Source organism: Bacillus cereus group sp. BfR-BA-01408 (genome assembly GCF_022663305.1).
In the GTDB taxonomy this organism is placed as follows: Bacteria; Bacillota; Bacilli; order Bacillales; family Bacillaceae_G; genus Bacillus_A; species Bacillus_A pacificus.
The window spans coordinates 1-20884 of sequence record NZ_JAKUFF010000062.1; the positions used below are offsets into that span (position 1 = coordinate 1).

Consider the following 20884-nt stretch of genomic DNA (forward strand, 5'->3'; position numbering starts at 1 on the left):
AATCAAATTGAAGATATTAAACCGTTATATTCATTACCTTTAAAAGACTTAGTATTAACACGTAATAAAGTAAAAGACTTATCCGGTATTGAGCAAATGAAGCAATTAGAAGAATTGTGGATCGGGAAAAATGAAATAAAAGATGTTACTCCTCTAAGTAAGATGACACAGTTAAAACAATTACACTTACCTAACAATGAGTTAAAGGATATTACTCCATTATCAAGTCTAGTAAACTTACAAAAGCTTGATTTAGAAGCGAATTATATTTCAGACTTAACACCAGCTAGCAATTTGAAAAAGTTAGTATTCTTAAGTTTTGTTGCAAATGAAATTCGTGATGTTCGACCAGTTATAGAACTAAGTAAAACAGCCTATATCAATGTTCAAAATCAAAAAGTATTTTTAGAGGAAACAGAAGTAAATAAAGAAGTAAAAGTACCTATATACGAGAAAGATGGTAAAATCTCTACAAAAATTCGTTTAAAGAGAGAAGGTGGTACGTATAGTAATGATGCAGTTAAGTGGAGTACACCGGGTGAGAAAGTATATGAATTTGGTGTAAAAGATCCATTTGCGGATACAGGAATCTTCTTCACAGGATCTGTGATTCAAAATGTGGTAGAAAGTAAAGAAGACAATAATTCTAAAGAAGATGAAAAAGTAGGAGTAGTAGAATTTAAAGATGTACCAAAAGGACATTGGTCAGAGGAAGCAATTCATTATTTAGCGAAAGAAAATATTTTCAAGGGATATGGAAATGGACAATTTGGATTTGGGGATCGTATTACTCGTGGACAAGTTGCGTCTTTAGTACAAAGGTATTTGAAATTAGAAAATAAAGTAGAGCAGAAAGAGAGATTTACAGATACGAAAGGACATATGTTTGAGCAAGATATTGCTACAGTTGCGCAAGCTGGAATTATGCAAGGAGATGGTACTGGGGAGTTTCGTCCAGATGGAGTATTAACTCGATACGAAATGTCTGTAGTATTATATAAAGTATTTCAGCTAAAAGAAGATGAAAATAATAAAGTGAACTTTAATGATGTACCAACTGGTCATTGGGCAGAAGAATATGTGAAAGCGTTAGCGGACAATAACATATCAAAAGGTGATGGAAAAGGAAACTTTTTAGGTGATGATTTTGTAACACGTGAACAATATGCACAGTTCTTATATAACGCAATAATGAAATAAAAGATGAGAAAATACGTTATTCTTTGATTGAAAAAGAATAACGTATTTTTTATGTATAAAATGAAATAGTCAATATACAGGAGTATAGACATATGAATAGCCCTTTTTAAAGAAGAGACGTGAAACTATATTGACAAAAAGGCGTTCTCATGTGATAATTCAATTAAATTTTTAGAATAATCAAAAAATACTCCTTTTACATAGAAAGGATTCGAACATTATATGAATATTACGCCGGGGGTGACGAAATGTTATTTTTTCTAAAGAAATGGAATGAATTAAAAGATGTGAAATCTGAACTAGCACTTCGTGATTGGTTTTATGGTACAAAAATTAGCTTATCACTTTGTACGTCAAAAGAGCCGTTAACTTTTTTAGTAAACGTTGAAGGAAGAGATAAAGGGTTATTTTCAGAAGAAGATTTTATTGTTGTAAACTGTATGTGTGAACCAGTATTTGAAAATGAAGAAAAACCAGCTGCGGAATCATTTATGCATGCAGATATTTATAAAAAAAGTAGTGCAGAATGTATTTTACAAGTACAGACTGTAGATAGTCATTTAATATCAGAGTTGTATGGAGAAAAAGGGGAAGTAACATTCGATAAACGTAGCGTGGAACGTGTTTTTGGAAAAGAAGGTATAACAGAAATGACAATTCCCATTGTAGAAGATGAGAAAAAATTCGCTGATTTATTAGAAAATAATGTGCCGAATTTTAGTGAAGGTGGAGGAGTAGTTCTCGTTCATAATTATGGCATGATTGTGTGGGGAAAAACTCCAGAATACGCGAAAAAATGGTTGGAGGGTATAGAATATTTAATGAACTACCATGTAAAATTGTTAATGATAAAAGGCGCAAAGAGTTCTGTTATATGAAATGTTTGTGATTTCGTTACAAATCCACAAATGAATGAAAGCGTTTTAAAAATAATTTTACTCATAAAATATAGGTCTCCTTATTATATATAGATTACATGTTGACATGTAAGGAGGAACATATTTTGCGAGTTAAATATCATTTTCTGCCAAAACAGCAAGTAACATTTTGCAAAATGAACGATTCAGGTAAGAAGGCTCTGCAAATTATGAATGAAACGGGATTTCGAGCAATCCCTGTATTAGCAGAAGATGAAAAGAAATTCATGGGGATTATTTATAAAGTGGATCTTTTAGAAAAGAAGTGTAATGGTGGATTAGAGGAATTAAGTACGGAACATATGCTAGAAGATTCCGCTGCATTTATTTTTGAAAAGGACTCTTTTTTCAGAGCATTTTATGTTATTCGTCGTTTGCCGTTTTTAGCGGTACTAAATGATTATAATGAATTTGTTGGCATCTTAACTCATTCCAATATATTTGATGTTATTGAGGATTCATTTGGTATGCGGACGGGTGGTTATATATTAACGATTGCAACACAAGATTGTAAGGGAACGATTAAAGAACTTGGGACATTGTTGAAAGCATTTCATATCGGTGGACTATTTACGCTAGATAACGGCGATCAATATATTCGCCGCGTTATTGTCAATATAACAGATGAGTTAAATGAAAAAAGATTAAAGCAATTAATCGAAAAAATAGAGAAAAAAGGATTCAGGGTGAGTCATGTAGATTATATTTAAGATGAAAAGGAAAGGGAGCAATTTGCTATATGCAGATTGCTCTCTTTTTTAGTTTGAGTCATGAATCTTATTTTGAAACAGGAGGCGGAGATAATGCTAAATCGGATAAAAAAATAAAATCTGCATGTTCACGAATTTTAGGAATAGAGGTTTCTATAACACGTGATGTAATTTCACCTGGAGGCCCAACATGTCCGATAGCTACCATAATCGGTTTTTCTTGAAGTTTTTTAATGAGTAATTGGGCTTGTTTTGAAATATGTGCCGCTGTGTACACGTCATCAAAAAATAATTGATTTTCAATAATTGGCACTCCTAATTCTTTCCCGATTTTTGGGACGACACTCTTAGGATTTGTTTTGCTATCTAAATAAAATAAACCGTGTTTTTTACAAGCTGCAAGTATAAGTCGTACAATTCTTTCGTCTGCAGTCACTTTTGATCCCATATGATTATTCATCCCAATTGCATGTGGCACTTCTTGAATCGCTTGTTCGAGTCGATTATTTATTTCTTCGTCGCTTAAATCAGTTGTAATTGCTTTTGGTCCAAGCCATTCTTTTTTACCTTTAATCGGTTCCATTGGCATATGTATAATAACTTCGTGTCCTTTCTTATGAGCCGCTATCGCATCTTCCTTTGTGGAAGGAAGAAAAGGCATAACAGCAACAGTTAGTGGAATAGGAAGTGATAACATTTTATCAGTTCCTTTCATATTATTGCCGAAGTCATCAATGACAATAGCTACTTTATTTGTATGAGCCTTGGCCTCAACAGGAAACAAGAAAGATGGTAAAAACATAGTCAAAATAAGCAATGCAATCGTATATTTGCGCATATAACTATTTCCTTTCTATATTATCAATCACCATTATGGTTTGCGTTTTTATATAAATTAAACAAAAAATGTCGAAGAAAAGTATATGGAAAATAGGGAATCCGCTATTTAATTGGTGTTTGTAAAAAAAGAAGATGAAAAAATTGTCTATTATTGCGAATGTATTTACAAAGATAGAATAATTTGTAATAATTCTCAAAGTGAGGGTAAAGATTTGTAAATTACAGGGAGAAAATGTTAAATTTTCTGATTCTTCAAATTCAAATATGATAAGCAGTTAAAAGTTCAATGGAGAAGTGAAGTAGAGAGCATGGAAGTATAATAAGGGGGATATGAATGTTTACTGTAAAAAGGAAGTACACATTAGAAAAGCTTTCACGTGATATTCATATGAAACGTGAAGAGATGATTCAATTAGGTTTAACGAGTGGGTTAAATAGTACGGAGACGATTCAAGTGAGTCAAGAATTGGACAAGCTTATTTTACAGTACCAGTGTTATAAAGAAAAACAAACACCAAAATGGTTATCAATTATAAAGGTACCTATTTTTCAAATTGGGTATGAAGGGAAATCAAGTAATTTTTGGCGAATGCTTGTGGCTGGTTTTATGAAATAAGTATAATTACCCTTTAGGGATAAGGATAATTATACTATGTGTAACGGAATTTCGATATGAACTGTCGTTCCTTCGTTTTCTATACTGTTAATAAAAATATGCCCGTTGTACATCTCTATAATTCGTTTACATATGACAAGTCCAAGACCTGTTCCAGTATCTTTATTAGTAAAGAACGGATGAAAGAGGTGTTTTTGAATATGTTTTGGAATCCCTTTTCCAGTATCTATAATTTGCAATTGTGCGTGTGTTTCATTGTTTGTTACGAAAATAGTTAGTGTATCGCCAGAAGTCATAGCTTCAATTGCATTTTTTATAATGTTTAAAACCACTTGTTTCATATGGTCTTTTGAGCACCGGATATGAACAGGACGGTCTGGCAAATGTAAATGGAATACAATATTATGTAGATTCGCCTCAGATTGAATAATTAATGCTACCTCATTTAGAATGGTTCTCACATCATATGTTTGTTCGATGATTGCAGTTGGCTTTCCAAGAATAAGAAATTCACTTACAATTTCATTAATTCGTTCTATTTCTTGTTCGATGATGGAAAAATAGAACTGATCTTGTTCATCTTTATATTTCTCTTTTAATAGAGCGACGAGCCCTTTAATTCCGGTAAGTGGATTACGGATTTCGTGGGCTGTACTAGCTGCAAAAGTTCCAACTAATTCAATTTTTTGTAGTTCATTTTGTTGTCTTTCCAGTTTTGTTTGTCGTTTTAACAACATATATTGAGCGAGTAAAAATAAAATTGACATTAAAAATAAAGTAGCTATACATTCTATGGCAACCCACTGGTTTAAAGTTTTTTGATGAATAGGTAACGGAGAAACAGAGACCTTCCAATCTAATCTTTGGAGTGGAGTAGTAAGCATATTAGAATGAGCATCACTTGTTTCGTTATTATCATCGTTTAGAAAAACTACATTATACTTATCAGTTACTTCAAAATGGTATTGTGGCTTAATGGCATTTAAAGATGATGAAATGTAGTCAAAGCGTAAACTTGCTAACAATAAGCCTGAGAGCTCCTTCTGTTTATTGAAAATGGGGGAAGCAATCATAATAGCTTGATGGCCAAGAACACGATCTGTAATGACGGATGATACAGTTGTTTTCTTAGTTTGTAATGCGTTTTGAATATATTTACGATCTGAGACATCAACAGGTGGTCGGTCACCTTCCGATGCGATTGTAATGATACCTTCTGGTGTAGCGTAATATAGACCAGAAAAATGTGCATCGTTTCCATCCGTATCATGTACAATTTCTTTCATTCCATTAATATTTCCAGTCTCGGTTCCTACGACCTTTGCGAGCATTTCTAGGGCAGAAATTGCTTCGCCAAGGTGGTGATCTAAATAGTCTCTATATAAAAAGAGAACCGTATGGGCAACTTGTTTATTTTCTTGTTTCATTTTATACGAATGATATGAATAAAATGTAGCACCAATCCCTATTGTTGGTAGGATAACAAGCAATATATATATAACTATGCTGTGGAATTTGAATTTCAAATTTGGTACTCCTTCTTTTTTATTATCATTATATATAAACTATGTTAAAATTGTCATGTTTTTATTCAAGAATCATTCATAATATATTTGGGGAGAGGTAATGAATGAGTGAATACTCATTCGGAATTTATATGAAGTACTATTTTGTTCTTTTTATTACTGAGAATTTAAGTGAAGGGTTGAAAGTTGTATGACATCAAATAATGAACGAGAAGATATTTCTCAATCTTTAAAAGTATTTATTGCATTATCTCGTGTACATCGTTCTGTTATGGATACTACAAATAAGTCTATACAAAGTAACGGTTTAAATCCAACTGAGTTTGCTGTATTAGAACTGCTATATCATAAAGGCGGTCAACCACTTCAGCAAATTGGTGAGCGTATTTTAATAGCTAGTGGCAGCATTACATATGTTGTAGATAAGTTAGAGAAAAAGGGACTAGTAAAAAGAATTCCGTGCCCGAATGACAGACGTGTTATTTATGCACAATTAACTGAATCTGGAGAGAACTTTATTGCTTCTATTTTTCCAGGGCATGAGCAAGTTATTCATCAGTCTTTTGAAATGTTAACGAAAGAGGAAAAGGACGAATTACTTGATCTATTAAAAAAGATTGGAAAGTATGAAAAGTAATAATATGTTCCAAAGGAGCTTTGGATAAAGAAATCCAAAGCTTTTTTGTTTACATGTAATGATGGCAGTATATGCCATATTTTGTTGAAGAATAAGAGGAGATTTGGAAGTAAGCATTGAATTATAGTAAGGATGCATATAATGGAGAGGAGGCTCGTTCATGTCATTTAAAGACTATGAATATAAAAGGCCAAATATTGAAGAATTAAAAGAGAAGTTTACAGCTGCTTTAGAGAAGTTTGATAACGCAAAAACTGTAGAGGAACAAAAACAAGTCATTCATTCAATTAACGAAATTCGTAACGATTTTGGTACAATGGGGAATCTTTGTTACATTCGTCATTCTGTTGATACAACAGATGCTTTTTATAAGGAAGAGCAAGATTTCTTTGATGAATTCTCTCCAGTTGTACAAGGATATGGTACAAAGTATTATAATGCGTTAATTCATTCTCCATTCCGTGAAGAATTAGAAGCGTATTATGGGAAGCAATTATTTGCTCTTGCGGAGTGTGATTTAAAAACATATTCTGATGAAGTCGTGAAGGATTTACAATTAGAGAATAAATTGTCTTCACAATATACACAGTTATTAGCATCTGCAAAAATTGATTTTGCAGGAGAAGAAAGAACGTTATCACAGCTTATTCCATTTATGCAAGGGAAAGAGAGAAGTGAACGTAAAGCAGCAAGTGAGGCGTATTACGGATTTTTAGCTGAGAATGAAGAAGAGTTAGATCGTATTTATGACGAGCTTGTTAAAGTGAGAACGAAAATCGCCAAATCTTTAGGTTTCAAAAACTTTGTTGAACTTGGATATGCAAGAATGTACCGTACAGATTATAATGCGGAAATGGTAGCGAATTATCGTCAGCAAGTGCTAGATTATATCGTTCCCGTTACAACGGAATTAAGAAAACGTCAACAAGCGCGTATCGGTGTAGAGAAGTTAGCGTACTACGACGAAAACTTTGAATTTCCAACAGGTAACCCAACTCCAAAAGGAGATGCGGATTGGATTGTTAATCATGGAAAAACGATGTATAAAGAGTTATCGGCTGAAACAGATGAATTTTTCAATTTCATGTTAGATAATGATTTATTAGATTTAGTTGCGAAAAAAGGAAAAGCTGGCGGTGGATATTGTACATATATTGAGAATTATAAAGCGCCGTTTATCTTCTCGAATTTTAACGGAACGTCTGGTGATATTGACGTATTAACACATGAAGCAGGCCATGCTTTTCAAGTATATGAAAGTCGTAAATTTGAAATTCCAGAATATAATTGGCCAACATATGAAGCGTGTGAAATTCACTCTATGAGTATGGAATTCTTCACATGGCCATGGATGAAGTTATTCTTTGAAGAAGATGCAGATAAATATTATTTCTCTCACTTAAGTTCAGCACTTCTGTTTTTACCGTATGGTGTATCTGTTGATGAATATCAACATTATGTATATGAAAATCCTGAAGCATCACCAGAAGAGCGCAAGACAGCATGGCGTAATATAGAGAAAAAGTATTTACCGCATCGTGATTATGAAGATAATGATTATTTAGAGCGCGGTGGATTCTGGCAACGTCAAGGGCATATTTATAGCTCCCCGTTCTACTATATTGACTACACGTTAGCACAAATTTGCGCACTGCAATTTTGGAAACGTGCAAGAGATAATAGACAAGAGGCGTGGGAAGATTATGTGAATCTGTGCCAACAAGGTGGAAGTAAATCATTCTTGGAACTAGTAGAAGTTGCAAATTTAACATCACCATTTGCTGAAGGCTGTGTGAAAAGTGTTATTACAGAAATTGAAGCATGGCTACAAGCAATTGACGACACAAAATTGTAAAAAACATGCTCTTTTTTTCACATGTTTAACATCGACATAATGAGAAAATGATGAGATAATAAAAGAAAATTCAGAATACTAAAGAGGTGTTTCTAATAAGGAGCGCCTCTTTTCACCAACAAAAGGGGGGAAAGAAGTATGCTTCAATCTAATATGGATGTGAGTTTAGAAAGTTTGGTGAACTCATTACAGTCTACCCGAAGCACGCTATTGTCAGAAATTGAAATGTTAAATGATACAGAAGTGAATGTAAAGCCACGTCGTGATAAATGGAGTATTATTCAAATTTTGCATCACTTGCATTTAGTTGAACAATCTGTCACGTCTGCCCTTGCATATGCTTTACAAAAAAATGAAAGAAACACGACTCCATTTAAAGACCTCCAACTTACGCTGGATCGCACACATAAACGAGAAGCTCCTCAGCAAATGAAACCAACAGAAACGCTAATGAAAAAACAGCAAGGAATTCAATTACTAGAACATTCACGACAAGAACTATTACACACGCTTCATAGTGTTTTAGATGAAAAAGATCTATTTGAAAATGGATTAAAGCATCCTGTTTTTAATGATTTGAATTTGTATCAGTGGGTTCAATTTCTTGATTTGCATGAACAAAGACATCTTACGCAGTTAAAAGAGGCGAAACACGCAATTTTACAGCGATAATTAGAAGGAAGTGGGAGACCACTTCTTTTTCGTATGTGCATAGTTTTTCTTCTTATTTTGGAATACTACAGAGAGAAAGATAAGAAGGAGTTGAAAAGTATGTCCAAGAAAAAGAAAGAAGAAGAGCGCGCATGGAAAGCACGTAAAGAAAATCAAAAACCACATGGCAAAGTGAAAGCTTTTGCTGAATTAGTTGAAGGAACAGAAAAAACGTGATGAGTATTTCATCACGTTTTTTGTATGAGTGGAAAAGTTAATAAGAAAGTTGTACCTGTACCTTTTTCACTTATAATATCAATTTTTCCGTTCATAGCTTGCACAACACTGAATACGACCATCATTCCAAGACCAGTGCCTTTTTCTTTTGTTGAGTAGAAAGGGGATCCAAGGCGTTTTACTTGTTCTTGATCCATACCAATTCCTGTATCTTTTATATACAATTGTATATGTTTATGTTCTGGAACTAAAGTAAGTACGAGATCACCGCCTGTAGGCATAGCCTCAATACAGTTTTTGAAAATATTTAATAAACATTGGTTCAGTTTTTGTTTTTCACCAGCAATAAAGAAAGATGTACTTTGTTTGATGTAGTGGATACGAACATTTGTTAAATTAGCAAGAGGTGTGATTAAAGATAAGGCATGCAATAATTCTTCCTCTATTTGTAATTGTTGTTCTTTTTCAATACTTGGTTTCGCAAAAGTTAAGTAGTCTGTAAGAACATGATTTGCTTGTTCGATTCCGTTGATGGCTATGTCGATATATAATTTTCGCTCTTGCTCAGTGCATGTATCTGACTGCAAAAGTTGTAAAAATCCTTTTGTTGAAGTTAATGGATTGCGAATCTCATGAGAGATAGACGCTGCCATTTCGCCGATTAAATGGAATTTTTCAGCATTCATAAGTTCGTTTTGAAGACGAACTTGCATTTGTAGTATATGTAGCAAATATAAGATAAGAATTGTTCCAATTATTGTACATATTTCGTACACGATAATATGTGGTATGTAATCTGCGCTATTTGTAACCTCTGAAAGGAAAGATGGTATCCAGCCCAAGCCAAATATGAGACTGTAAAAGATAGCGAGTGCTATTTTTATACGATTAGAACTGCGGTTAAATAGTTTGTATGTTAACAGTAGAACGATAAACAGTAGAACCGAGGCGATAAGGGATGGAAAGACACCAATTCCGCCTAATAAAAAGCGATATATGTTTAATACAGCTAAGATGGAAGCACCGGCAATAGGACCTCCTGTTAATGTACCGACAATTAATACGATATGACGCATATCAAATTGAAATCCATAATTTGTTTTTGCTCCGAAAGTAATACATAGTATGGTAGCGAGGCAACATAATGTAATAAATATAGTTGAATTTAATTTAGGAGAACGTTTCCCTTTTTGATTCCAAAATAAATGGTATACGAGCATTGTAACAAGGATGAATAATATATTTAAAAAGAGATAAATAATAAAGGGTTTCAGTGGGATGCCTCCTCTCTTCTCACATTAGATTAATCATACTATAAAATGCAAGAAATGAAATGCGAAATAGCGGAAAAATCAGAAATTTTTTCTGGTAGTATACAATATGTTACAATAAGCTTTGTCAATGAAAGAAGGAATTCCGTGTAATGCACGGGAGAGGTTCGCGAACTCCCTCTATAAAAAACTATGGAAACAACAATATCATTAGGTATTGTTTTGTTTTTTTATTGTGACAGTTCAAGAACGTTCTTTCTTCTTATTCGTAGTAGAGAAGGAGAATGAGTGAAATGAAAAAAGAAAAGGCAGTTGTTGTTTTTAGTGGAGGACAAGATAGTACGACATGTTTATTTTGGGCAATAGAGCAGTTTGCAGAAGTAGAGGCTGTAACGTTTAATTACAATCAACGTCATAAGCTAGAAATCGATTGTGCAGCGGAAATTGCAAAAGAGCTAGGAATTAAACATACGGTACTAGATATGAGTCTATTAAATCAACTTGCTCCAAACGCGTTAACGAGAACGGATATGGAGATTACACATGAAGAAGGGGAATTACCATCGACGTTTGTAGATGGACGAAATTTACTATTCTTATCATTTGCTGCTGTATTAGCAAAACAAGTTGGAGCACGTCATATTGTAACGGGTGTATGTGAAACTGATTTTAGTGGTTATCCAGATTGCCGTGACGTGTTTGTGAAATCGTTAAACGTTACTTTAAATTTATCCATGGATTATCCGTTTGTGATTCATACACCACTTATGTGGATTGATAAAGCGGAAACATGGAAATTATCAGATGAACTTGGAGCATTCGAGTTTGTTCGAGAAAAAACATTAACATGTTATAACGGAATCATTGGTGATGGTTGCGGTGAATGTCCAGCATGTCAACTTCGTAAAGCAGGATTAGATACGTACCTACAAGAACGCGAAGGGGCGAGTAACTAATGGATAATTTCTTTGGATTTCGCATTGTAGAAAGTTTGCAAAAAATGGACAAGGATATTCAGCGTAAACAGCTTAAATATCATAATAAAAGAGTAATGGTCAGCAAGGAATTTACATTTGATGCAGCACACCATTTACACTGTTATGAAGGGAAATGTAAAAACTTACATGGTCACACATATAAAGTTGTATTTGGGATTAGTGGATATGTAAATGAAATCGGTCTTGCAATTGACTTTGGAGATATAAAAGAAATTTGGAAGAATGAAATAGAAATTTATTTAGACCATCGTTATTTAAACGAAACGTTACCAGCGATGAATACAACTGCTGAAAATATGGTCGTTTGGATTTATGAAAAGATGGCAGAAGCGTTAACAAAAGATAATCGTGCGAACGAATATAAAGGAGCTCGTGTTGAATTTGTTCGGCTGTTTGAGACTCCAACTAGTTATGCGGAAGTAAGACGGGAGTGGATGCTAGATGAGTAAAATCCCTGTCTTAGAAATATTTGGTCCGACTATTCAAGGTGAAGGAATGGTTGTAGGACAAAAGACGATGTTTATCCGTACAGCTGGCTGTGATTATAGCTGTGCTTGGTGTGATTCAGCTTTTACGTGGGATGGATCTGCTAAAGATCAAATTAGACAGATGACAGCGGAAGACGTTTGGAATGAGCTTGTAGAAATTGGCGGCGAAAATTTTTCTCATGTTACGATTTCAGGTGGAAATCCGGCATTGCTGAAAAATATTGAGTTTCTTCTTTCTATATTAAAAGAGAATGGAATGCGAACAGCAATCGAAACGCAAGGGAGTAAATGGCAAGATTGGTTACTTCAAATTGATGAGATAACGATTTCTCCAAAACCACCAAGTTCGACAATGAAAACTGATTTTCAGAAGTTAGATGCTATGATTCAGAAACTAGCAGGAAAAGATATTAGTTTAAAGGTAGTAGTATTTGACGATTATGATTTCGAGTATGCAGTTAAGATGCACGAACGTTATCCACATGTACCATTTTTCTTACAAGTAGGAAATGATGATACAAAAACTGTGGATGATGCGATGTTGATTAAAAAGCTATTAGATAAGTATGAGTGGTTAATTGAAAAAGCAGTTAATCGTAAAGAAATGAATAATGCAAAAGTATTGCCGCAGCTTCATGCGTTAGTATGGGGAAATAAACGCGGAGTATAATGAGAAGGGATGTTTAAAATGGCAGGAAGATTAGATGAAGATTTAAAAGATGTAACATTGTTAGGAAATCAAAATACAAAATATTTATTTGAATATAGCCCAGAAATTTTAGAGGTATTTGATAATAATCATCCAAACCGTGATTACTTTGTTAAATTCAATTGCCCTGAATTTACAAGCTTATGTCCGAAAACAGGCCAACCGGATTTTGCAACAATTTATATTAGCTACATTCCAGAACAAAGAATGGTAGAGAGTAAATCTTTAAAACTATATTTATTTAGTTTCCGCAATCATGGTGACTTCCACGAAGATTGTATGAACGTTATTATGAATGACTTAATTAAATTAATGGATCCACGTTACATCGAGGTATGGGGTAAATTCACACCACGTGGAGGGATTTCCATTGATCCTTACTGCAACTACGGTCGCCCAGGAACGAAGTATGAACAAATGGCTGACTACCGCATGATGAACCATGATTTATATCCAGAAACAATTGATAATCGTTAATATATAATAGAAAGAAAGGATCTGTATAACATACAGATCCTTTCTTTCTATTATATTATGCATTTTGATTAATGACAGTATAGTTTTTATGACTAACAACTGTAAGAGGTTCCATATCTAGTTCTCTAAAATTCTCCATAATTGTTATATCTACAATAACGGAGTTTTGATTTACTTTTTGAACACGGCCTTGCATTCCACCTTTAAATTCAATGATATCTCCAGTTTCTGCGATCTGCATAAGCAACTCTCCTTGTTACAGTTTTCCCAAAAAAGAATAATTTTGGTTTTTTTATTTCTTCCTATTTTGAACCATATTGTCCATTTTGTAAATGTTTCCAAAGTAAAAATTCGAAAAACATTCACTTTTTGTAAGAAAATATGCAAGAATGTCATGTTATTAGAAAAAAAGAAGGGTTTAAATGCAGACATCTTTATATAGGGGTATAATAAAAATATACAATAACCTACTAAAGTGGGAGAAATTAGAGGCGGTAAAATGATGTTTGAATTTGTGGGGAGTGTTATAGCATTAATTTTATTTGTATTTTCTTATATACATTTAAAAAAGATCCGTCATCATGAAACGAATACATATTTTGATGGGATGGATGGGATACATGCTGGGGTCACAAATGAGAGTGGCGTGGATATGTAAAGGTGTATAACTTTCTTTTTTTGCGTGGTATGATATGTAAAAATAGTACATAATAGAGTTCGTAAGTGATGAATGGAGAGTGGAAAGAATGAAGATTTCTTTTATTCGTCATGGTCGCTTAGACCGTACTATAGAACCAATGACGGTTACATTCTTTCGTGAATGGATGAAAGGATATGACTTACATACTATAACAGAAAAAGCACCTATACCAACGGAAACAAGGGAAGCGGTTGAAGCGGCAAAATTGATTGTAACGAGTGATCAAAGGTGTGCTGTACAGTCAGCAGCTGAATTAACGGATTCTTTATCTTTTATGCAAAATACTCTATTTAGGGAAGCAGAAGTTCCGACGAGTTTTTATGCTCCAAAATGGTTGAAGTGTAAACCTAACGTATGGATGTTTATCGGACGAACAGTATGGATACTTGGTTACCATAAAGGTGTGGAGTCTTATAAGGAAGTAAGAGAGAGGGCAAGACAAGCGGCTTGCTTATTACATCGTTACGCTCTCGTACATGGAAGTATTGCTCTTGTAGGTCATAATTATGTGAATGTAATGATTGGTGCCGAACTGAGAGCGATGGGATGGTCTGGTTCTCCTATTTTGCACAGAGAGCCATGGGGATGTACAACATATACGTTTCATGAGGCGATGAATGGAAATATATTGAATACGAATTTAACATAAAAGCACACGGTTTATATAAATCGTGTGCTTTCTTTTTAAGATATAGAAATTTTGATGTTTAATGGTTTTACGAGATGTGCATAAGGTTCGCCTACAAGCATGACGATTTGATCTTTTTTATAACCTAGTTTTTCGTATAGTGAATAGGCGCGTTTGTTTTCTAAATTAACAAGTAATGCGATTTTTTCATACTCCTTTTCAGTTGCATGTATTTCAGCAGCTTCAATTAATTTAGAACCAATTCCTTTTCCGCCATATGCACTTGAAACGGATAAAGTATCAATGTAATATTCATCAAGCTCGGCTTCTTTTTCTAACGTAATCGATTCATCTTTATGTAATTCTCTTAAGTGACGTACAATTGGTGCATCAAGCTTTGTTGCTTCACTACCGTGATAAGCGACAATAACTCCAACTGCACCCCCGTCTTGCTCATATACAAAACAGTTTTCATAGCTCAGTCGATTTCTCTCTTTTGAGAACCATGTTTCAAGTCCTAGTAATACTTCTGTCTCAACTGTGCTACCTGTGATTTTTTCAGCAATTTCGTGCAGAGCGTTATACAATAAAGGTGCTACCAGTTTCGCATCTGTCTTTTTTGCTTTCCGAATCATAGTATCCCTCCTAGTTCTATTTATATATTGTAGCATAGTGGTATGGAACTTTGCATAATTGAATGATGAAATGATTGATATAGAGAAGTAGCTATGTTAGTATATGATATTTAGTGGACATCTACTAACGATATCTTTTTTGAAAAATAATGAAAATGAAATGAAGGTATAGCATCTGGATAATTTTACAGTTGTTGACCTATAGAATATAAGATAAAATAAAATATTGCATAGAGGTGAAATACATGGATAAAGAATTAGCAAATACAATTTTGGATCAGCTGAAAAATGGTGAAATAAAGGAGTATGTTGTTACGAAAGATGTATTTTATACGTTCAGAGAAGTTTTAGTAAATCGAGAAGACTTTAAACATTTCATTGGTAACGCACAGCGCGGCGGACAGGTCATTTATACATATTCAGAAACGCCACGTTCGTAACTAAAAGAATATAGGGAGGAGACTTATGGGCGATTTTAAACAAGGCATATTACCGCATTGGGATTATATGTGGAAAGATAGAGCCGGAAATCGATTTATGGGGATGGTCATGTATCCAGAGAAACGAAAGTGTTCGGCCAAAATGCTTCAGAAAATAAAAAGAGCATATGAAGAGGCTGTAGAAATTAAAGTAACTGTACAAGTTCAACATACATATCAGTACGTTGAAGGAATGATTGTGTACTTTGATGAAGAAGCTCCTGTATGTACAATGATTGATAAAGATGAAAATCCACATCATATATTTGTAAAAGATATTTTGCGTATTGAGCACTCTGAATAATCTTTTCATAAATAAGTTGAATTTCCATAATGATAATCTTTTTCTATAATAGTTATCTTTTAGTATGTAACGCGAACTGAAAGTATATGTATAATATTGAATAAAGCAAAGTTGATAAATGTAATCGTTTTTTAGAACAGATTATCGTTTCATGTCTGTTCTTTTTTGCGTGATGCTGGAGAAATATATTCCTCCAGCATTTGCCGTTTTATGACAAAATATATTGTTAACTTTTTTAAAAATAAGGTTAAATTCGTTGACAACTTTTTTGAAAAGCACTTTATTGACATGAGTTTTAGAATGTTGTTTCATAGTCATTGTATTGAAAAAAATCGACGGTCTTGTCGAAAAGTAAAAGTTAAAAAAAGAAAGAATTTATACATATATCTTGTGTCTTATTTTGAAACGTAATACAATATATAGAGAAATCGAGAAACAACATACAGAGAGTATAGATTGAAAAGGGAGGGTCGGAAATGTTAGTTGCATATGATTCTATGACAGGAAACGTGAAGCGTTTCATCCACAAATTAAATATGCCGGCCGTTCAAATTGGTGAAGATCTAGTAATAGATGAAGACTTTATTTTAATTACGTATACAACAGGTTTTGGCAATGTACCAGAACGTGTTTTAGAATTTTTAGAGCGCAATAATGAAAAATTAAAAGGCGTATCTGCAAGCGGCAATCGTAACTGGGGAGACATGTTCGGTGCAAGTGCTGACAAAATTTCTGCTAAATATGAAGTGCCTATTGTATCAAAATTTGAGTTATCAGGAACAAATAACGATGTAGAATATTTTAAGGAAAGGGTGCGGGAGATTGCGACACATTGAACTGAATAATGAAATCACGCAAATGCAGGACGGTTTTTATCAGCTTCATAAAGATAAAGAGGCATTAGAAGTCTTTATGGAAGAAGCTAGAGAGAATACCGTTCATTTTAATAGCGTGGCAGAGCGAATGGAGTATATGAAAGAACATGATTACTATTACAACGTTCTGGACGAGTATAACTTGGAGGAAGTAGAAGAGGTATATAACATCGCTTATGGTGAAAACTTCGAGTTCCAATCTTATATGGCAGCATCTAAGTTCTACAAAGATTATGCGTTAAAAACAAATGATCAAAAACAATACTTAGAAAGCTATGAAGATCGTGTAGCAATTGTGTCATTATACTTAGGACGCGGTGATGTTGCGAAGGCAAAACAATTCGCAAGCATGATTGTCAAACAAAACTACCAACCAGCGACACCAACCTTTTTAAATGCGGGAAGAAGCAGAAGAGGAGAAATGGTGTCTTGTTTCTTGTTAGAGATGGATGATAGCTTAAATTCAATCGGCTTTAACATTAATACTGCAATGCAATTATCAAAAATCGGCGGTGGAGTAGCTTTAAACTTATCTAAGCTACGCGCACGCGGTGAGCAAATTAAAGGTATCGACAACGCTGCAAGTGGTGTAGTACCTGTTATGAAGTTACTTGAAGATTCGTTTTCATATGCGAATCAGCTTGGCCAACGAAAAGGTGCCGGAGCTGTATATTTAAACATTTTCCATTGGGATATTATTGAATTCCTTGATACCAAAAAAATAAATGCCGATGAGAAGAGCCGTATTCAGTCTCTATCAATCGGAATTATCGTTCCAAGTAAGTTCTTTGAGCTTGCTGAGAAAAACGAACCTTTCCATGTTTTCGCGCCGTATACGGTGTATAAAGAATATGGAAAGCATTTAGATGACATTGATATTGATGAAATGTACGATGAATTAATGAGCAATCCGAAAGTGAAGAAGAAGCCGCTAGATATTAGTGCACGTGATATGCTTATTAAAATTGCTATGATTCAGCTTGAGTCTGGTTATCCGTACTTAATGTTTAAATCAAATGCAAATAATCAACATCCATTGAAGGATATTGGAACTGTGAAGATGTCGAACTTGTGTTAAATATGTAGCACCTTCTAGTAGAAATGCTAGTCGAAAACTCCGTTAAACGGGGAAAGCCTCAAATTTGAGGTAACCTACCGTGCTAAATCTTATCTTAGAATGAAAATATAAAAGTTCAGAATGTATCTTATTATTTTGTATAGCAGAGTTATGGGACAACATAAAGTAATAAGAGACTTTCTGAAAGATATTAAGATAAGTAAAAGCCTAACGACTATCCCTTATGGGAGTAGAGCGCAAGCGATTGGCGTTCGAAAAGCGGAGCACCTAATCAGGTAATGCTGTAGGTGATGATATAGTCTGTCCTGTATGGTGACATACAGCAGTTGCATGAGCAACGGACTGAGGAATAGCGAACTCGGTTGAACATTCGAGACAGAAATCTTCCAGCTTCAAGAAACTTCTGAAATAAATGATTATGGTACAGATGACATTATCCGTCGTGATATTAACTGTAACTTAGGATCGTTAAATATCGTAAATGTAATGGAAAATAAAGAAATTCGTGAAGCAGTTCATGCGGGAATGGAAGCTTTAACAGCTGTTTCTGATATGACAATCATTCCGAATGCACCAACTGTGAAAAAAGCAAATGATGAGCTTCATTCAGTAGGGCTTGGCGCAATGAACTTGCACGGATATTTAGCAAAAAATAAAATCGCTTATGAAAGTGCAGAAGCGAAAGAGTTCGCTCGTACATTCTTTATGATGTTAAATTACTACTCTATTGAGAAAAGTATGGAAATCGCTAAAGAAAAAGGCGAAACATTTAAAGACTTTGATAAGTCTGATTATGCAAGCGGCACATACTTTGAAAAGTATGAAACGACAGATTATAGCCCAGTAACTGAAAAAGTTCAGCAATTATTTGAAGGAATTCATATTCCGACAAAAGAAGATTGGACAAGTTTAAAAGAGCAAGTGCAGAAGAATGGTTTATACAACTCATATCGTCTTGCCATCGCTCCTACGCAATCGATCAGTTACGTTCAAAATGCAACTTCAAGCGTAATGCCGATTGTAAGTCAAATCGAATCAAGAACGTATGCGAATGCGACAACATATTATCCAATGCCGTATTTATCAAAAGATACGTTCTGGTACTATAAATCTTCTTACGATATGAATCAGTTTAAATTAATTGATTTAATCGCAGAAATTCAAGAACATATTGACCAAGGAATTAGTACAATTCTTTACGTTAATAGTGATATTTCAACACGTGAATTAGCGCGTTACTACATCTATGCACATAAAAAAGGCTTAAAGAGTCTGTATTATACGAGAACACGTAAATTAAGCGTGGAAGAGTGCGTGGCTTGTACCGTTTAATGGCATATTGCCATACTAAATGAATAACCCAACAGTATGAGCAGGGTTATGAACCCTGCTCATACTTGGTTTGTTCTACTAAACGGTTAGCTTTTCATTATTAGATGGAAATTTAACCGTTCAGTAGAACAATAATAGATATAGGGGTGATTCAATGCGCGCTGTTAACTGGAATAAAAAAGAAGACGATTTCAGTTTAATGTTTTGGAAGCAAAACATCGCTCAGTTTTGGACAGAAGAAGAAATTGCGGTTTCGTCTGACAAAAATACTTGGGTGCAATTATCGAAAGAAGAGCAAATTGCTTATAAGCGTGTATTAGGTGGTTTAACACTTTTAGATACGAAACAAGGTGGCGAAGGTATGCCTCTTGTACTTGTTCATCTTGAAAATTTACAAGCAAAAAGTGTATTAGCTTTCATGGGTGCTATGGAAGAAGTACATGCGAAGAGTTACAGTCATATTTTCACAACGTTAGCTACTGAAGAAGAAATCGATGATATTTTCGAATGGGTAGACAACCATCCGTTACTTGAGAAAAAGGCTGGTATTATTACAAGTTACTATCGTCGTTTATTAAAGCCTGAAGTAACGAAAAAAGAGTTATATATGGCAATGGTAGCAAGTGTATTCTTAGAAAGTTACCTATTCTATAGTGGATTCTTCTATCCACTTTACTTAGCTGGTCAAGGAAAACTAACAGCAAGTGGTGAGATTATTAACCTTATTATCCGTTAACTAATAGCGGCTTTTGGTAGAGATACCAATTGAAAAACCCTTTTAATTGCTGGGAACCCCTATTGTAAATTTATCTGTTTTATTATTGATGAATATATACATTCAGGTTATTCTCTAACTATCAATAGATGGAAAGGAGAATAGCTGATAGGGCAATCAGCAGCGAAGCCTTTATCTAGCGATAACATGTACGGAAGTATTAGACACCGAAAACTGTATAAACAGTGGTGGGTGCGATACGTAGATAAAGGAACGTTCAACGACTATCCCAATGGCGGTGAAATTCCGCAATAGGAGTAGGGCCAAGCGGTGGGTGAGAATCCCTTAAATCGAAATGGAGGGCTACCTGAGAAGGTAGATGATATAGTCTCTTCTTGCAGGAAACTGTAAGCTGTGTAAACGGCATAGGAGTAGCGAATCTATGTGAAGGTAAAGGATGAGTCAATTCACGGCGTATTCGTTGGTATTTTAGCACAACAAATCTTCGCGGAACTTTCTGCAGAAGATCAACAAGAAGTGCAAAAAGAAACACAAGAGTTATTAATGGAACTATATGAAATCGAAATGGCATACACAGAAGAAATTTACACTTCTATCGGTCTTGTAGAGGATGTAAATCGTTTCGTTCGTTACAATGCGAATAAAGGACTTATGAACTTAGGACTTGAGCCGAAGTTTGAAGAAGAAGAAATTAACCCAATCGTTTTAAATGGTTTACGTACAGATACGAAAAACCATGATTTCTTCTCTGTAAAAGGAAATGGTTACGTAAAAGCAACGAACGTCGAAAAGTTATCGGACGATGATTTCGTGTTTAATTTTTAATATATGATCATAAAGAAAAGCTGTCTTATTCATTGATAAGACAGCTTTTCTTTATGGTTTTGTTTACATAACACTATTATTTTCGTATAACGATTTCTGTTGAAAAATTCTATCCGTTAGCTGGATAGAATTTTTTTGTAAGTAAATGGGTATTTACAAC

23 protein-coding genes, 4 pseudogenes and 1 riboswitch are annotated in these 20884 nt (G+C 34.3%); of the genes and pseudogenes, 22 read left to right on the forward strand and 5 right to left on the reverse strand.

The features are described 5' to 3' along the window. The 3 genes from MR083_RS20545 to cbpA form a co-directional block, all read left to right on the forward strand. Positions 1-1200, forward strand: a 1200-nt coding sequence (locus MR083_RS20545; protein WP_242269777.1) for an S-layer homology domain-containing protein, incomplete at its 5' end; no start/stop codon positions are given. 248 nt (positions 1201-1448) lie between these two features. Then, complete coding sequence (locus MR083_RS20550) at positions 1449-2078, forward strand: class II aldolase/adducin family protein (protein WP_000895997.1); 630 nt, start codon at positions 1449-1451, stop codon at positions 2076-2078. Between the two features lie 125 nt (positions 2079-2203). Continuing rightward, the gene (gene cbpA / locus MR083_RS20555) at positions 2204-2827 is read left to right on the forward strand and encodes a cyclic di-AMP binding protein CbpA (protein ID WP_001264217.1); all 624 of its coding nucleotides are present in this window, start codon (positions 2204-2206) and stop codon (positions 2825-2827) included. 67 nt (positions 2828-2894) lie between these two features. On the opposite strand, the gene MR083_RS20560 is transcribed toward cbpA, so the two are convergent. Further along, entirely contained in the window at positions 2895-3665 is a 771-nt protein-coding gene (locus MR083_RS20560) for a divergent polysaccharide deacetylase family protein (protein WP_001234123.1), read from the reverse strand. A gap of 336 nt (positions 3666-4001) precedes the next feature. Here MR083_RS20560 and MR083_RS20565 point away from each other — a divergent pair, with 336 nt between their 5' ends. Continuing rightward, positions 4002-4283 (forward strand): aspartyl-phosphate phosphatase Spo0E family protein, encoded by a 282-nt coding sequence (locus tag MR083_RS20565; protein WP_000495540.1) that lies wholly within the window; start codon positions 4002-4004, stop codon positions 4281-4283. Between the two features lie 29 nt (positions 4284-4312). Here MR083_RS20565 and MR083_RS20570 read toward each other — a convergent pair whose 3' ends face one another. Then, positions 4313-5809 carry a DUF3149 domain-containing protein gene (locus MR083_RS20570; protein ID WP_000669142.1) on the reverse strand — a complete coding sequence of 499 codons (1497 nt, stop codon included), beginning with the start codon at positions 5807-5809 and terminating at the stop codon, positions 4313-4315. A 190-nt stretch (positions 5810-5999) separates the two neighbouring features. Between MR083_RS20570 and MR083_RS20575 the strand changes: the two genes are divergently transcribed. The 4 genes from MR083_RS20575 to MR083_RS20590 all read left to right on the forward strand — a co-directional run bounded on the left by MR083_RS20575 (position 6000) and on the right by MR083_RS20590 (position 9189). Continuing rightward, positions 6000-6446, forward strand: coding sequence for a MarR family winged helix-turn-helix transcriptional regulator (locus MR083_RS20575; RefSeq protein ID WP_000203340.1), 447 nt, complete (start codon positions 6000-6002; stop codon positions 6444-6446). A gap of 160 nt (positions 6447-6606) precedes the next feature. Beyond that, the gene (locus tag MR083_RS20580) at positions 6607-8301 is read left to right on the forward strand and encodes a M3 family oligoendopeptidase (protein WP_000008561.1); all 1695 of its coding nucleotides are present in this window, start codon (positions 6607-6609) and stop codon (positions 8299-8301) included. Positions 8302-8439: 138 nt separating this feature from the next. Beyond that, positions 8440-8973, forward strand: a complete 534-nt coding sequence (locus tag MR083_RS20585) for a DinB family protein (protein ID WP_000941965.1) — start codon at positions 8440-8442, stop codon at positions 8971-8973. A 99-nt stretch (positions 8974-9072) separates the two neighbouring features. Continuing rightward, entirely contained in the window at positions 9073-9189 is a 117-nt protein-coding gene (locus MR083_RS20590) for a DUF6254 family protein (RefSeq protein ID WP_000038254.1), read from the forward strand. An 11-nt stretch (positions 9190-9200) separates the two neighbouring features. Here the strand turns inward: MR083_RS20590 and MR083_RS20595 are convergent, their stop codons facing one another. Further along, complete coding sequence (locus MR083_RS20595; RefSeq protein ID WP_011040141.1) at positions 9201-10409, reverse strand: ATP-binding protein; 1209 nt, start codon at positions 10407-10409, stop codon at positions 9201-9203. 207 nt (positions 10410-10616) lie between these two features. Next, positions 10617-10660: riboswitch (PreQ1 riboswitch) on the forward strand. Between the two features lie 93 nt (positions 10661-10753). Between MR083_RS20595 and queC the strand changes: the two genes are divergently transcribed. Genes queC through queF form a run of 4 tightly spaced genes read left to right on the forward strand, consistent with a single transcriptional unit; the run spans position 10754 to position 13132 of the window. Next, complete coding sequence (gene queC / locus MR083_RS20600; protein WP_000711596.1) at positions 10754-11416, forward strand: 7-cyano-7-deazaguanine synthase QueC; 663 nt, start codon at positions 10754-10756, stop codon at positions 11414-11416. After that, positions 11416-11907, forward strand: coding sequence for a 6-carboxytetrahydropterin synthase QueD (gene queD, locus MR083_RS20605; RefSeq protein ID WP_000368418.1), 492 nt, complete (start codon positions 11416-11418; stop codon positions 11905-11907). The genes queC and queD overlap by 1 nt, the downstream gene beginning before the upstream one ends. Further along, entirely contained in the window at positions 11900-12616 is a 717-nt protein-coding gene (gene queE / locus MR083_RS20610; protein WP_000036279.1) for a 7-carboxy-7-deazaguanine synthase QueE, read from the forward strand. The genes queD and queE overlap by 8 nt, the downstream gene beginning before the upstream one ends. 18 nt (positions 12617-12634) lie before the next feature. Then, positions 12635-13132 carry a preQ(1) synthase gene (gene queF / locus MR083_RS20615; protein WP_000918895.1) on the forward strand — a complete coding sequence of 166 codons (498 nt, stop codon included), beginning with the start codon at positions 12635-12637 and terminating at the stop codon, positions 13130-13132. A 55-nt stretch (positions 13133-13187) separates the two neighbouring features. On the opposite strand, the gene MR083_RS20620 is transcribed toward queF, so the two are convergent. Next, positions 13188-13373, reverse strand: coding sequence for a YkvS family protein (locus MR083_RS20620; RefSeq protein ID WP_001165081.1), 186 nt, complete (start codon positions 13371-13373; stop codon positions 13188-13190). A gap of 234 nt (positions 13374-13607) precedes the next feature. Between MR083_RS20620 and MR083_RS20625 the strand changes: the two genes are divergently transcribed. Together MR083_RS20625 and MR083_RS20630 are read left to right on the forward strand one after the other, a co-directional pair. Continuing rightward, positions 13608-13790 (forward strand): hypothetical protein, encoded by a 183-nt coding sequence (locus MR083_RS20625; RefSeq protein WP_011040145.1) that lies wholly within the window; start codon positions 13608-13610, stop codon positions 13788-13790. An 88-nt stretch (positions 13791-13878) separates the two neighbouring features. Continuing rightward, on the forward strand, positions 13879-14481 hold the full coding sequence (locus MR083_RS20630; RefSeq protein ID WP_000703106.1) for a histidine phosphatase family protein: 603 nt from the start codon (positions 13879-13881) through the stop codon (positions 14479-14481). Positions 14482-14516: 35 nt separating this feature from the next. On the opposite strand, the gene MR083_RS20635 is transcribed toward MR083_RS20630, so the two are convergent. Continuing rightward, positions 14517-15095, reverse strand: a complete 579-nt coding sequence (locus tag MR083_RS20635) for a GNAT family N-acetyltransferase (protein WP_000619537.1) — start codon at positions 15093-15095, stop codon at positions 14517-14519. 245 nt (positions 15096-15340) lie between these two features. Here MR083_RS20635 and MR083_RS20640 point away from each other — a divergent pair, with 245 nt between their 5' ends. The 8 genes and pseudogenes from MR083_RS20640 to MR083_RS20670 form a co-directional block, all read left to right on the forward strand. After that, positions 15341-15535 (forward strand): hypothetical protein, encoded by a 195-nt coding sequence (locus MR083_RS20640; RefSeq protein ID WP_000356683.1) that lies wholly within the window; start codon positions 15341-15343, stop codon positions 15533-15535. A 25-nt stretch (positions 15536-15560) separates the two neighbouring features. After that, positions 15561-15878, forward strand: coding sequence for a hypothetical protein (locus MR083_RS20645; protein ID WP_000502201.1), 318 nt, complete (start codon positions 15561-15563; stop codon positions 15876-15878). Positions 15879-16354: 476 nt separating this feature from the next. Then, positions 16355-16714, forward strand: a complete 360-nt coding sequence (nrdI, locus tag MR083_RS20650; RefSeq protein WP_000959450.1) for a class Ib ribonucleoside-diphosphate reductase assembly flavoprotein NrdI — start codon at positions 16355-16357, stop codon at positions 16712-16714. Continuing rightward, positions 16701-17828: pseudogene (locus tag MR083_RS20655) on the forward strand (ribonucleotide reductase N-terminal alpha domain-containing protein); the annotation flags it as partial. The gene nrdI and the pseudogene MR083_RS20655, both read left to right, overlap by 14 nt. Positions 17829-18212: 384 nt before the next feature. Then, positions 18213-19163, forward strand: coding sequence for a ribonucleotide reductase large subunit (locus MR083_RS20660; protein WP_073536430.1), 951 nt, complete (start codon positions 18213-18215; stop codon positions 19161-19163). Positions 19164-19317: 154 nt separating this feature from the next. After that, positions 19318-19896: pseudogene (locus MR083_RS20665) on the forward strand (ribonucleotide-diphosphate reductase subunit beta); the annotation flags it as partial. A gap of 201 nt (positions 19897-20097) precedes the next feature. Then, positions 20098-20193, forward strand: a pseudogene (locus tag MR083_RS28030) (nuclease); the annotation flags it as partial. Positions 20194-20328: 135 nt separating this feature from the next. Beyond that, positions 20329-20724, forward strand: a pseudogene (locus MR083_RS20670) (ribonucleotide-diphosphate reductase subunit beta); the annotation flags it as partial. Positions 20725-20884 lie beyond the last annotated feature (160 nt).